We start from the raw sequence: 13,203 nt of genomic DNA, 5'->3' as shown, positions 1-13,203 counted from the left end.
CATGCAATTTCTCAATGTGTTCTTCTATGACATCTATCCGTATATCTGCGGTACCGTTTTTCTGCTGGGCAGTTGGTTGCGTTACGACTACGGCCAGTACAGCTGGAAAGCGGGATCCAGCCAGATGCTGGACCGCAAAGGGATGAATCTCGCGTCGAACCTGTTCCATTTCGGGATTTTGGGTATTTTCGCGGGGCACCTCCTCGGCATGCTGACGCCACACTGGATGTACGAGTCATTCTTGCCCATTGATGTGAAGCAGAAAATGGCGATGATTGCCGGTGGCGCGTGTGGTGTGATGACGCTGGTGGGGGGGCTGTTACTGCTCAAGCGCCGTCTGTTCAACCCACGTATTCGTGCAACATCAACCACGGCGGATATTCTGATCCTCAGCCTGTTGATGATTCAGTGCGCGTTGGGTCTACTGACCATTCCCTTCTCGGCTCAACATATGGATGGCAGCGAGATGATGAAGCTGGTGGGTTGGGCGCAAACGGTCGTGACGTTCCAGGGCGGCGCCTCGGCGAATTTGGATGGTGTAGCGTTTGTCTTCCGCGTGCATTTAGTGCTGGGGATGACGCTGTTCCTGCTGTTCCCATTCACCCGGCTGGTTCATGTCTGGAGCGCGCCAGTTGAGTATTTGACGCGTAAATATCAGATTGTTCGCGCTCGTCGCTGAGTGTGGAATGAGTGAAATGAAAGATACCTGGCTTCGGCCGGGTATTTTTTTGCGCTTTTGTTGGGGTGCAACGATATTGACCAAAATGTGGCAAACGAAACGTAAAGAATTCTTCCCCAATGGGAATATGAAAGATTGTGCGGTTTGGATTAGTTTGGGATTTACGACTAAGAGATGGTGGCGGGGGAAGGATTCGAACCTTCGAAGTCGATGACGGCAGATTTACAGTCTGCTCCCTTTGGCCGCTCGGGAACCCCGCCAGGGGTATTTCATATATTGGCTTTCTTGCTCGCATCCTTTGTCAGGAAGCGGGGCGCATCATATCAAATGAAGCGCCGCTGTAAAGCACTCACTGTAAGAAAATGAATCGTTTGCCGTTTTTTTACACGTTACGTTGTAAAGCTAAACAATTCGCCATACCCGTCATACTTTAAGCCGCATTTTCGTTGGCGGGTTATAACGCTACAGAATGATAGTGCGATTACCGTAAACAAATACACGTTGCGCCAGAACCTGGTAGAGCGCACGGCTGAGAACGTTTTTCTCAACATCACGTCCGGCACGCATCATATCTTCGGCGGTATAGGTGTGATCAACGTGAATCACATCCTGCATGATGATTGGACCTTCATCCAGATTGTCATTCACATAGTGCGCTGTGGCACCGATAATCTTCACGCCTCGTTCATACGCCTGGTGATAAGGACGCGCACCGATAAATGCTGGCAAGAACGAATGGTGGATATTGATAATCTGGTTCGGGAAGCGTGAAACGAATTCTGGTGTTAACACGCGCATATATTTCGCCAGTACCACGAAATCCGGTTTATGCGCGGCAATCGCGTCAGCCATCTGCTTATCGTGATCTTCACGAGTCAGCCCTTCGTGGCTCACCAGCTCAAACGGAATATCAAAACGTTCAACCAGCGTGCGCAGCGTCTCGTGATTGCCGATAACCGCGGCAATGTCGACATCCAGGCCGCCGTAGTTGGCTTTCATTAACAGGTCACCCAGGCAGTGCGCTTCTTTTGTCACCAGAATCACGATACGACGACGGCCAGCAGGTGTTAATTCACGTACCGAACCTTCGGGTAATGCACTGTCTAAATCCGCCAGCAGAGTGTTGTCATTGAAAATACCTTCAAGTTCGGTACGCATAAAGAAGCGACCGGTGCGATGGTCAACAAATTCATTGTTCTGAACAATGTTCAGTTCGTGCTTGTAACAAATATTGGTGATCTTGGCGATTAACCCTTTTGCGTCAGGGCAGATGGTGCGTAGTACTTTTCGTTGTAGTGCTTGCATCGCAAGGTGAGTCCTGTTGTGTCCCCGTCGCCCTTCAAGACGCAGGGTTGTTGTCTGTTCTCGTTCACCCGAATCACTGACTTGAGTCAGCTCATTGGGATTTACTCGATTGCCGCCTACCTGCAACTTGAAGTCGCTTGGGTAAGATATGTATTTTTAAATCATTTGTGCCATGGAGCGTTATCGCCCACAACACTTTTTGAATTTTTTTCCGGAGCCGCAAGGGCAGGGGTCATTACGGCCAAACTGCGGGCGTGTGCCATCAACATAGTACCACTGACCGTTTTCCTTTAAAAAACGAGAGCGTTCAATAATGGCACTTTCCACGCCTTGCTCTTCAAAACGTGCGACAAAACTGACGAAACCTTCGTTCTCATCACGTCCGGCAGCCGTTGCATATACCGTCAGACCTAACCATTGTGTGGTCGCAAAACCTGCGGGAATATCGCTTCTCAGTGACGGGCTGCGGGTCTGTGGATACCAGCTTGCTACCAGATAATCTGCGTCCTGCATCACATAAGCGGTATAACGCGAACGCATAAGCTGTGATGGGGTTGGCGCGAGCGTGTCTGCGCGTAGGTAAGGTTGGCAACATAAGCTATACTCCAGACCGCTACCACAAGGGCAAAGTTGCGACACAGCATCTCCTTGGTTACAAAAAAAGAGTCGGCGTAAATACGCAGTGTAGCTATGTTAACTGAGCAGTGGCGACTTCGTCACGAGGTGAAATACCCATTGGCATTCGAGTTGCAGCCAACACTCCTGAAGCTTAAAGGATGATGGGTATAAACTGGGGAAGAAAGAACGAGGCGAAATGAGACAGGTAAAGATCGGCCTGGCATTAGGGTCGGGAGCAGCAAAGGGATGGGCGCATATTGGTGTCATTAATGCGTTAAAACGAGCAGGCATTCAGATTGATATTGTCGCAGGTTGCTCCGTAGGGGCGCTGGTCGGTGCCGCTTATGCCAGTAATCGCTTACCTATGATGGAACGATGGGTACGCTCGTTCGGCTATTGGGATGTACTGCGACTGATGGATCTTTCCTGGCGTCGCGGCGGTTTGCTCCGTGGCGAAAGAGTGTTCAATAGCGTTCGCAAGATAATCACCGAAGAAAACATTGAAGACTGTGCGCTACGTTTTGGTTCAGTTGCGACCAATTTAAGCACTGGGCGCGAGTTGTGGTTCACGGATGGAGATCTGCATCAGGCGGTTCGCGCCTCTTGTAGCATGCCAGGTTTGCTGTCACCTGTGGGATACAACGGCTATTGGCTTGTGGATGGTGCGGTGGTTAATCCTGTGCCGGTTTCGCTGACCCGCGCATTAGGTGCCGATATCGTGATTGCCGTCGATCTGCAACATGACGCGCATCTGATGCAGCAAGATTTACTCTCCGTTAATATGACAACCCCGTTGGCAGAAAACCTGGTGCAACCTGATACCTGGCGTGGCCGTTTGCGCGAACAGCTCGGTAAAATAACCCCACGCCGTGCCACGACGACACCCACAGCCATGGAAATCATGACCACGTCGATTCAGGTGTTGGAAAACCGTTTAAAGCGCAACCGTATGGCGGGTGATCCGCCAGATATTTTGCTGCAACCCTTTTGCCCGCAGATATCAACTCTGGATTTCCATCGCGCTGCTGAGGCGATCAGCGCCGGGAGCCTGGCGGTTGAGAAAAAGATGGATGAATTGCTGCCCTTGGTTCGAACCCACGCATGAATTTTCTTATTTTCATTACTTCTGGCGCTTCTGACAGGCGGTCAAAGCCATACCATGCCACTATCTAATTATTGCCAGTCAGGGGAGCGAACATGACACAGCCACTCGTTGGAAAAAAGATTCTCATTGTTGAGGACGAGCCCGTTTTTCGCTCTTTGCTGGAGAGTTATCTTGCCTCTTTAGGGGCGAATATTGCGGTGGCGACAGATGGCGTGGATGCAATAGAAAAAATGACCCATTTTTCACCCGATTTACTGATTTGCGATCTGGCTATGCCGCGCATGAACGGGCTGAAACTGGTGGAGCATTTGCGTAATGAAGGTGTTAAAACACCGATTTTAGTCATTTCCGCCACCGAAAATATGTCAGATATCGCCAAAGCACTGCGCTTTGGTGTGCAGGATGTCATGCTCAAACCGATTAACGATCTCAATCGCCTGCGTGAAACGGTGTTCGCCTGCCTGTATCCCAACATGTTCAACTCGCGTGTCGAAGAAGAAGAACGATTATTCCAGGATTGGGACGCCCTGGTTAGCGATCCGCAGGCGGCCTCCAAATTACTGCAAGAACTGCAACCCCCTGTGCAACAAGTGATGTCACACTGCCGCGTTAATTATCGCCAACTGATAACCCTCAATCAGCCTGGACTGGTGTTGGATATTGCACCACTTTCAGAAAACGATCTGGCCTTTTACTGCCTTGATGTTACCCGCGCTGGGGATAATGGAGTGTTAGCGGCGTTGTTATTACGCGCGTTATTTAATGGTCTATTGCAGGAGCATCTTTCCCAGCAGCGTCAGCGCTTACCCGAATTGGGCAATTTACTCAAACAAGTTAACCAGTTATTACGTCAGGCAAATTTGACCGGCCAATTCCCATTGATGGTTGGCTATTATCATAGCGAACTCAAAAATCTCATTTTGGTCTCGGCGGGTCTCAATGCCACCTTAAATACGGGCGTGCATCAAATCCAGGTCAGCAATGGTGTGCCACTGGGGACTTTGGGCAATACTTATCTCAACCAAATCAGCCAGCGCTGCGAATCCTGGCAGTGCCAGGTTTGGGGTGCGGGTGGGCGATTGCGTCTAATGTTGTCTGCGGAATGAGCATCTGGACGACTGAAAACATTTAGTTTTTCTCCCCTGCTATGGTGAGTGTTAATATCACACTTAACTCATTCGTATTTATCTTAAATTACCAACGCAACGGGTAAACAGCCGCAGATGTCATTTTTAAGCTGATATACTCGAGGCGTTTTTTAATTGACGTGCAAGTGAAAACTTGAACAGTCCAGGAGATGTTTCAATGGCTGCCATTAATTCTAAAGTAAGAAAAGCAGTAATCCCAGTTGCGGGATTAGGCACGCGTATGTTACCGGCTACCAAGGCTATTCCTAAAGAGATGCTGCCTTTGGTTGATAAACCTTTAATTCAGTATGTGGTCAACGAATGTATCGCCGCAGGTATTACTGAAATTGTGTTGGTCACTCACTCTTCGAAAAACTCCATCGAAAACCATTTCGATACCAGTTTTGAATTGGAAGCGATGCTGGAAAAACGCGTTAAGCGCCAGTTGCTGGAAGAAGTTCAGGCTATTTGCCCTCCGCACGTAACGATTATGCAAGTTCGTCAGGGTCTGGCAAAAGGCCTCGGTCACGCTGTGCTGTGCGCTCACCCAGTTGTTGGCGATGAGCCGTTTGCGGTCATCCTGCCAGATGTCATCCTCGATGAATTCGAGTCAGATCTTTCCCAGGACAACCTGGCGGAGATGATCGAACGTTTCAATACTACAGGCCACAGTCAAATCATGGTTGAGCCAGTAGACGATGTGACCGCTTACGGTGTTGTTGACTGCAAAGGCATTGAATTGAATGAAGGCGACAGCGTGCCAATGGTTGGCATCGTTGAGAAACCTAAAGCGAACGTTGCGCCATCCAACCTTGCCGTTGTGGGGCGTTATGTCCTGACCGCAGATATCTGGCCGCTGCTGTCCAAAACACCTCCGGGTGCGGGCGATGAAATTCAACTGACTGACTCTATCGCAATGCTGATGGAAAAACAGACGGTTGAAGCCTACCACATGAAAGGCGTGAGCCATGACTGCGGTAACAAACTCGGCTACATGCAGGCGTTTGTGGAATACGGCATCCGTCACAACACTCTTGGGCCAGATTTTAAAGCCTGGTTAGAAGAGACCGTTGGCGCGAAAAAGTAATTCATTTCAACGCAGGATAGAAAGATGAAAGTTACTGTATTTGGTATCGGCTATGTTGGACTTGTGCAAGCCGCAGTGCTTGCAGAAGTTGGTCACGAAGTTGTGTGCATAGATGTCGATGCGAAGAAAGTCGAAAATCTGAAAAACGGCGTGATCCCGATTTTTGAACCCGGCTTAACGCCGCTGGTTAAGAAAAATTTTGAAGAAGGTCGTTTACAGTTCAGCACCGATGCTGAAATGGGCGTTCATCATGGTGAAATGCAATTCATTGCTGTAGGTACACCGCCTGATGAAGATGGTTCTGCTGACCTGAAATATGTCACCGCTGTGGCACGTACCATCGCGCAGCACATGACGTCCCATAAAGTTGTGCTCGATAAATCTACTGTTCCAGTCGGAACAGCAGATAAAGTGCGCAGCGTGATGGAAGAAACGCTCAAAGCCCGTGGCGTGGATATTTCATTCGATGTGGTATCCAACCCTGAATTCCTGAAGGAAGGGGCCGCAGTTTCTGACTGCATGCGCCCTGAGCGTATCGTTATCGGTACTGATAATGAAGACGCGGTTGATTTGCTGCGCGAACTGTACGAACCGTTCAACCGCAATCACGACCGTATGATTCTGATGGACATCCGTAGCGCTGAGTTGACTAAGTACGCCGCGAACTGCATGTTGGCGACTAAAATTAGCTTTATGAACGAAATCTCAAACCTGGCAGAACGCTTGGGTGCGGATATCGAGAAAGTGCGTATGGGTATCGGTTCTGACTCACGCATCGGTTACAGCTTTATCTATCCTGGCTGCGGTTATGGTGGCTCTTGCTTCCCTAAAGATGTCCAGGCACTGATTCGTACTGCTCAGCAGATTGGCTACACGCCGCGTATTCTGCAAGCGGTAGAAGAGGTAAACCACGACCAGAAGTTAAAACTCCCTGAGTTTATTTCTCGTCATTTTGGTGAAGACCTGAAAGGCAAAACCTTCGCGCTGTGGGGGCTTTCTTTCAAACCCAATACTGACGATATGCGTGAAGCCTCAAGCCGCGTCCTAATGGAAGCGCTTTGGGAACGCGGTGCTCAGGTGCAGGCGTATGACCCAGAAGCAATGGATGAAACCCAGCGCATTTACGGACATCGTTCTGATTTGAAATTGATGGGTACGAAAGAGGCTGCATTACAAGATGCGGATGCTCTGGTTATTTGTACTGAGTGGCAAAGTTTCCGTGCCCCTGATTTCGATGCCATTAAGAAATCATTAAAACAACCGGTTATCTTTGATGGCCGTAACCTGTATGATCCTGAGAGACTAAGCAAACGCGGCTTTGTTTATTATGCAATTGGCCGCGGAGCGTCCATCAATATTGCGTAAGATATCCTAAATATTTCAGGTTGCATCGTGGTGGGCTTATACAGCCACCATAGATGCAGCTTGAAGTATGAAGGGTATAAATGAGGGTTATATGAAATATTTGGTTACTGGCAGTGCAGGTTTTATTGGCTTCCATGTTAGCGAACGTCTGCTCAATGCCGGTCACCAGGTTATCGGTATCGATAATCTGAACGACTATTATGACGTCAATCTCAAACAAGCACGTCTTGATCTCCTTGCTCCTCACGCTTCATTCCGTTTCGAACAAATTGACCTCGCCGATCGTAATGGTATGGCGCAATTATTCGCCACAGAGAAATTCGACCGTGTGATTCATCTTGCTGCACAAGCAGGTGTTCGTTATTCAATCGATAATCCTTTGGCGTATGCGGATTCAAACTTGGTTGGGCATTTAAATGTGCTTGAAGGTTGCCGACATAATAAAGTTGGGCATCTGTTATATGCGTCCTCAAGCTCAGTATATGGCCTGAATCGTAAACTTCCGTTCTCAACGGATGACAGCGTCGACCACCCAATTTCTTTATATGCGGCAACTAAAAAAGCTAACGAGTTGATGTCGCATACTTACTCGCACTTATATGGACTCCCAACGACTGGTTTGCGTTTCTTTACCGTTTATGGCCCATGGGGTCGCCCGGATATGGCGTTATTTAAATTTACCCGTGCGATTGTCGAAGGGAAGAGTATTGATGTCTACAATCACGGGCAAATGCGCCGTGATTTTACGTATATCGATGATATAGCCGAAGCGATTGTGCGTTTACAGGATGTCATTCCACAAGCTGATGCACAATGGACAGTAGAAGAAGGGACGCCTGCGACCAGTTCAGCGCCTTACCGTGTTTATAACATCGGTAATAGCAATCCTGTGACACTGATGGACTATATTACGGCGCTGGAAACCTCACTGGGGAAAGTGGCGCAGAAAAACATGCTTCCTATGCAACCAGGTGACGTACTTGAAACCAGCGCGGATACACAAGCGTTGTATGACGTTATCGGCTTTAAGCCACAGACGTCAGTACAGGATGGTGTACAGCGTTTTGTAGACTGGTATAAGGCATTTTATAAAGTCAGTTGAAACCCAAAGTCCAGATGGGGCCGTAAAATGAAAAAGGGAAGCCAGGCTTCCTTTTTTTGTGGCGACTGTTTATTGACCGGATTTAAAACTACGTCGCGCAATAGCCCAATAGCACGCAAAATAAAAATCCCGCCGAAGCGGGATTTAATAAGCAGCACTAAAAGCCAAAATTAGGCAATCAGGAAGTCTTCCAGTTTCTTACCTTGTTCTTCCATTGCTTTTTTGATTACAGCTGGAGTACGGCCCTGGCCAGTCCAGGTTTTGCTTTCGCCGTTTTCGTCGATGTACTGATATTTAGCTGGGCGTGCAGCGCGTTTTGCTTTGCCTGCAGATTTAACAGCAGCCATGCTATTCAGTAATTCATTAGGATCAATGCCGTCAGCAATCAGCATTTCACGGTATTGTTGCAGTTTACGAGTGCGTTCTTCAATTTCTGCAGCAGCAGCATTATCTTCTTCGCGACGTTCGGTAACAACAACTTCTAATTTTTCCAGCATTTCTTCCAGCGTTTCCAGAGTACATTCTCTAGCTTGTGCACGAAGGGTACGGATGTTGTTAAGAATTTTAAGTGCTTCGCTCATTTTAGTAATCTCAATCTTATATTGATGGTTGGCTTGATGGGGTAATAATAGAGGCTTAAATTAAGTTCTGCAATAGGCGTTAATGTAAGGAATTCAAAATTCCATAATATTTTGTCGATTTATTAAAGTGCATTAACTTAAATTTTGTCCTTTATGGCGGTTAAACAAAACTGGGATAACTCACTTTTTCTACAACAACCCTGATAGAAACAGGGTTTGATGAGGCACTAAATTGAGGTTCCACAGCATTAACGGTGAAATATCAACCTTTGGTATTATTGCCTGTTACGGTAGATATTCTTAATGGTTAATTATTATTAGGGATTCAATGAGTTCCACACCATAGTAATGAAAAACACTGAAAACTCCGTAAGTTAACTCAATGTGATGAACGTCAAACACCTGATGCCTTACAGCCATTTTCACACAACGACTTATATATCAGACGAACAATAGAGAAATTTTTCTGAGGAAGGTTGGGTAACGGCAACTCGGTAACGGCTTATGATATAATCCGTGTTAATAATATTTACATTTTAACTCAGGTTAGCTGACCAATGGCACAACTCTACTTTTACTATTCCGCGATGAATGCGGGTAAATCCACGGCATTACTGCAATCTTCTTACAACTATCAAGAGCGCGGAATGCGCACTCTGGTGTATACCGCAGAAATTGATAACCGGTTCGGCTCTGGAAAGGTGAGTTCGCGTATTGGGTTATCATCGCCGGCCAAGCTTTACAATGATGCTACCCAGTTATTCAATGAAATACGCGACGAACATCAGCGTGATGCGGTGCATTGTGTTCTGGTGGACGAATGCCAATTTTTGACGCGTGACCAAGTATTGGCGCTATCAGACGTCGTGGATGAATTAGATATTCCCGTCCTGTGTTATGGATTACGTACTGATTTTCAGGGGGAATTATTTGGTGGGAGCCAATATTTATTGGCGTGGTCAGATAAACTGGTGGAATTAAAGACTATCTGTTTCTGTGGACGCAAAGCCAGCATGGTGCTGCGACTGGACCAGGAAGGGCGTCCTTATAATCAGGGTGAACAAGTGGTTATTGGGGGCAATGAACGTTACGTGTCGGTTTGTCGCAAGCATTACAAGGAAGCGCTACAAAAAGGCTCTCTACAAGGCATTCAGAGCGTATAAAAAATAAAAGAGAGGGTAAGGGGCGTCCTGACCTCTTATCTCCGTGAAAGGTGTTGTGCTGCGATTATTTGAAATAAAGACATAAAAAAACCCGCCGAAGCGGGTTTTTTATTAAGCTTTGCAATTAAGCGGTTTTCTTCGCTTTCTTGTCAGCTTTAGCTGCTGGAGCAGCTTCTTTTGCAGTCGATGCTGGCAGGCTACCTTCTTCTACGTAATCACGACCGTAGAAGGTATCCATCAGAATCTGTTTCAGTTCAGAGATCAGCGGGTAACGTGGGTTAGCACCGGTACACTGGTCATCGAACGCATCTTCGGACAGTTTATCAACATGAGCCAGGAAGTCAGCTTCCTGAACGCCTGCTTCGCGGATGGACTTAGGAATACCCAGTTCAGCCTTGATGCTTTCCAGCCATGCCAGCAGTTTCTCGATCTTAGCAGCAGTACGGTCGCCCGGTGCGCTCAGACCCAAGTGATCTGCGATTTCAGCATAACGACGACGCGCTTGTGGGCGGTCATACTGGCTGAAAGCAGTCTGCTTGGTTGGGTTGTCATTCGCGTTATAGCGGATAACGTTGGAGATCAACAGGGCGTTCGCCAGACCGTGAGGAATGTGGAACTGTGAACCCAGTTTGTGAGCCATTGAGTGACACACACCCAGGAAGGCGTTCGCAAACGCGATACCCGCGATGGTCGCAGCGTTGTGTACACGCTCACGAGCAATAGGGTTTTTAGAACCTTCATGGTAAGACGCAGGCAGGTTTTCTTTCAGCAGTTTCAGTGCTTGCAGAGCCTGGCCGTCAGAGAACTCGCTCGCCAGTACGGAAACGTAAGCTTCCAGTGAGTGAGTCACGGCATCCAGACCACCGAATGCACACAGGGACTTAGGCATATCCATCACCAGGTTGGCATCAACAATCGCCATGTCTGGAGTCAGAGCGTAGTCAGCCAGTGGGTATTTCTGGCCAGTTGCATCATCAGTTACAACGGCAAACGGAGTCACTTCTGAACCCGTACCGGAAGTGGTGGTAACCGCGATCATTTTCGCTTTTACGCCCATTTTCGGGAACTTGTAGATACGCTTACGGATGTCCATGAAGCGCAGTGCCAGTTCTTCGAAATGAGTTTCTGGGTGCTCGTACATTACCCACATGATTTTCGCAGCATCCATTGGGGAACCGCCGCCCAGCGCGATGATCACGTCTGGTTTGAAGGAGTTCGCCAGTTCTGCACCTTTACGTACTACGGACAGAGTTGGATCAGCTTCTACTTCGAAGAAGACTTCTGTTTCAACACCCGCTGCTTTCAGAACAGAAGTGATCTGGTCTGCATAGCCGTTGTTGAACAGGAAACGGTCGGTAACGATCATCGCACGTTTGTGACCATCAGTAATCACTTCGTCCAGCGCGATTGGCAAAGAGCCACGGCGGAAGTAGATAGATTTCGGAAGTTTATGCCACAACATGTTCTCAGCTCGCTTAGCAACGGTTTTCTTGTTGATCAGGTGCTTAGGACCCACGTTCTCAGAGATGGAGTTACCACCCCATGAACCGCAACCCAGAGTCAGGGATGGCGCGAGTTTGAAGTTGTACAGGTCACCGATACCACCCTGAGAAGCAGGGGTGTTGATCAGGATACGTGCAGTTTTCATCTTGTCGCCGAAGTGCTTAACGCGCTCTGGCTGGTTGTCCTGGTCAGTGTACAGACAAGAGGTATGACCGATACCGCCCATCTCAACCAGTTTCTCAGCTTTAGAGACAGCATCTTCAAAGCTCTTAGCACGGTACATAGCCAGAGTTGGAGACAGTTTTTCGTGAGCAAATGGCTCAGACTCGTCAACAACGGTCACTTCACCAATCAGAATTTTGGTGTCAGCCGGTACTGTGAAGCCTGCCAGTTCAGCAATTTTGGTTGCTGGCTGACCCACGATAGCGGCGTTAAGTGCGCCATTTTTCAGGATGATGTCCTGAACAGCTTTCAACTCTTTACCCTGCAGCATGTAGCCGCCGTGGGATGCAAAACGCTCGCGCACTGCATTGTATGCAGAGTCAACAACGATGACTGACTGCTCGGAAGCACAGATCACGCCGTTATCGAAGGTTTTGGACATCAGGATAGAAGCAACAACACGTTTGATGTCAGCCGTTTCGTCAACAACAACTGGGGTGTTACCTGCGCCTACGCCGATTGCTGGTTTACCGGAGCTGTATGCTGCTTTAACCATACCTGGACCACCTGTTGCCAGAATCATGTTGATATCTGGGTGGTGCATCAGGGCGTTAGACAGTTCTACAGATGGCTGGTCAATCCAACCAATCAGATCTTTAGGTGCACCAGCAGCGATAGCAGCTTGCAGAACGATGTCTGCGGCTTTGTTAGTCGCGTCTTTTGCACGTGGATGTGGAGAGAAGATAATCGCGTTACGCGTCTTAAGGCATATCAGAGACTTAAAGATCGCAGTAGATGTTGGGTTAGTCGTCGGCACGATACCGCAGATGATACCGATTGGCTCAGCGATAGTGATAGTACCGAAGGTATGGTCTTCATCCAGAACACCACAGGTTTTCTCATCTTTATAGGCGTTGTAGATATACTCAGAAGCAAAGTGGTTTTTGATCACTTTATCTTCAATGATACCCATGCCAGATTCGGCAACGGCTAGTTTCGCGAGGGGGATTCGAGCATCAGCGGCAGCCAGGGCGGCGGCGCGGAAGATTTTATCAACTTGCTCTTGAGTAAAGTTGGCATATTCACGCTGGGCTTTCTTGACGCGCTCTACAAGTGCGTTAAGTTCAGCGATATTAGTTACAGCCATAATGCTCTCCTGATAATGTTAAACTCTTTTAGTAAATAAGCTGCTCGAGACGACAGTATAGTCAGCGGGCAACAGCTTGCGTAAGAAGAGGGCCACGACTATCCAAAAACTTCCCAAAACATCTTGCTGATTTACTAAAAGAGCCTTATCGAAAAAACCTATTCATGGTCTGAATTATACGCTCTTCAGATGTATCCAAGAGTACTCACTTTTAAGTAGGTTTTTTGTGACTTGAATCACATTATCTCAAGGCTGACTC

11 protein-coding genes and 1 tRNA gene are annotated in these 13,203 nt (G+C 48.0%); 7 read left to right on the top strand and 5 right to left on the bottom strand.

Annotation, left to right across the window (positions count from 1 at the left end; genetic code table 11):
• Window position 1: 1 nt before the first annotated feature.
• On the top strand, window positions 2–679 hold the full coding sequence (narI, locus tag VJY99_RS04325) for a respiratory nitrate reductase subunit gamma (RefSeq protein WP_324116651.1): 678 nt from the start codon (window positions 2–4) through the stop codon (window positions 677–679).
• Between the two features lie 175 nt (window positions 680–854).
• Here narI and VJY99_RS04320 read toward each other — a convergent pair.
• From VJY99_RS04320 to VJY99_RS04310, 3 genes are all read right to left on the bottom strand, one after another.
• A tRNA-Tyr gene (locus VJY99_RS04320) sits at window positions 855–939 on the bottom strand.
• A gap of 202 nt (window positions 940–1,141) precedes the next feature.
• Window positions 1,142–1,984 (bottom strand): formyltetrahydrofolate deformylase, encoded by an 843-nt coding sequence (purU, locus tag VJY99_RS04315; protein ID WP_324116648.1) that lies wholly within the window; start codon window positions 1,982–1,984, stop codon window positions 1,142–1,144.
• A 180-nt stretch (window positions 1,985–2,164) separates the two neighbouring features.
• Window positions 2,165–2,623 carry a YchJ family protein gene (locus VJY99_RS04310; RefSeq protein ID WP_324116646.1) on the bottom strand — a complete coding sequence of 153 codons (459 nt, stop codon included), beginning with the start codon at window positions 2,621–2,623 and terminating at the stop codon, window positions 2,165–2,167.
• A 175-nt stretch (window positions 2,624–2,798) separates the two neighbouring features.
• Between VJY99_RS04310 and rssA the strand changes: the two genes are divergently transcribed.
• From rssA to VJY99_RS04285, 5 genes are all read left to right on the top strand, one after another.
• Window positions 2,799–3,707: a patatin-like phospholipase RssA gene (gene rssA, locus VJY99_RS04305; protein ID WP_324116644.1), complete on the top strand. Its 909-nt coding sequence runs from the start codon at window positions 2,799–2,801 to the stop codon at window positions 3,705–3,707.
• A 92-nt stretch (window positions 3,708–3,799) separates the two neighbouring features.
• On the top strand, window positions 3,800–4,813 hold the full coding sequence (gene rssB / locus VJY99_RS04300) for a two-component system response regulator RssB (RefSeq protein ID WP_324116643.1): 1,014 nt from the start codon (window positions 3,800–3,802) through the stop codon (window positions 4,811–4,813).
• 199 nt (window positions 4,814–5,012) lie between these two features.
• Window positions 5,013–5,921: a UTP--glucose-1-phosphate uridylyltransferase GalU gene (gene galU, locus VJY99_RS04295; protein WP_324116641.1), complete on the top strand. Its 909-nt coding sequence runs from the start codon at window positions 5,013–5,015 to the stop codon at window positions 5,919–5,921.
• A 24-nt stretch (window positions 5,922–5,945) separates the two neighbouring features.
• Window positions 5,946–7,286 (top strand): UDP-glucose/GDP-mannose dehydrogenase family protein, encoded by a 1,341-nt coding sequence (locus VJY99_RS04290; RefSeq protein WP_324116639.1) that lies wholly within the window; start codon window positions 5,946–5,948, stop codon window positions 7,284–7,286.
• A 91-nt stretch (window positions 7,287–7,377) separates the two neighbouring features.
• Window positions 7,378–8,388 (top strand): NAD-dependent epimerase, encoded by a 1,011-nt coding sequence (locus tag VJY99_RS04285; RefSeq protein ID WP_324116637.1) that lies wholly within the window; start codon window positions 7,378–7,380, stop codon window positions 8,386–8,388.
• Between the two features lie 170 nt (window positions 8,389–8,558).
• Here VJY99_RS04285 and hns read toward each other — a convergent pair whose 3' ends face one another.
• Window positions 8,559–8,969: a histone-like nucleoid-structuring protein H-NS gene (gene hns, locus VJY99_RS04280; RefSeq protein WP_139883074.1), complete on the bottom strand. Its 411-nt coding sequence runs from the start codon at window positions 8,967–8,969 to the stop codon at window positions 8,559–8,561.
• Between the two features lie 557 nt (window positions 8,970–9,526).
• Here hns and tdk point away from each other — a divergent pair.
• Entirely contained in the window at window positions 9,527–10,132 is a 606-nt protein-coding gene (tdk, locus tag VJY99_RS04275; RefSeq protein WP_324116632.1) for a thymidine kinase, read from the top strand.
• 124 nt (window positions 10,133–10,256) lie between these two features.
• Here the strand turns inward: tdk and adhE are convergent, their stop codons facing one another.
• On the bottom strand, window positions 10,257–12,944 hold the full coding sequence (adhE, locus tag VJY99_RS04270; protein WP_324116630.1) for a bifunctional acetaldehyde-CoA/alcohol dehydrogenase: 2,688 nt from the start codon (window positions 12,942–12,944) through the stop codon (window positions 10,257–10,259).
• Window positions 12,945–13,203: the final 259 nt, after the last annotated feature.

It is taken from the genome of Buttiauxella sp., assembly GCF_035271705.1.
Lineage (GTDB): Bacteria > Pseudomonadota > Gammaproteobacteria > Enterobacterales > Enterobacteriaceae > Buttiauxella.
Note: the sequence above shows the minus strand (reverse complement) of the source record. Positions and strands in the feature narration are given on the sequence as shown.

What these genes read in the sequence shown, in the direction of transcription:
- purU (WP_324116648.1), bottom strand. Translation starts at nt 1,984, where the DNA reads ATGCAAGCACTACAACGAAAAGTACTACGCACCATCTGCCCTGACGCA.
- VJY99_RS04285 (WP_324116637.1), top strand. Translation starts at nt 7,378, where the DNA reads ATGAAATATTTGGTTACTGGCAGTGCAGGTTTTATTGGCTTCCATGTT.
- hns (WP_139883074.1), bottom strand. Translation starts at nt 8,969, where the DNA reads ATGAGCGAAGCACTTAAAATTCTTAACAACATCCGTACCCTTCGTGCA.
- rssB (WP_324116643.1), top strand. Translation starts at nt 3,800, where the DNA reads ATGACACAGCCACTCGTTGGAAAAAAGATTCTCATTGTTGAGGACGAG.
- tdk (WP_324116632.1), top strand. Translation starts at nt 9,527, where the DNA reads ATGGCACAACTCTACTTTTACTATTCCGCGATGAATGCGGGTAAATCC.
- narI (WP_324116651.1), top strand. Translation starts at nt 2, where the DNA reads ATGCAATTTCTCAATGTGTTCTTCTATGACATCTATCCGTATATCTGC.
- VJY99_RS04290 (WP_324116639.1), top strand. Translation starts at nt 5,946, where the DNA reads ATGAAAGTTACTGTATTTGGTATCGGCTATGTTGGACTTGTGCAAGCC.
- galU (WP_324116641.1), top strand. Translation starts at nt 5,013, where the DNA reads ATGGCTGCCATTAATTCTAAAGTAAGAAAAGCAGTAATCCCAGTTGCG.
- rssA (WP_324116644.1), top strand. Translation starts at nt 2,799, where the DNA reads ATGAGACAGGTAAAGATCGGCCTGGCATTAGGGTCGGGAGCAGCAAAG.
- adhE (WP_324116630.1), bottom strand. Translation starts at nt 12,944, where the DNA reads ATGGCTGTAACTAATATCGCTGAACTTAACGCACTTGTAGAGCGCGTC.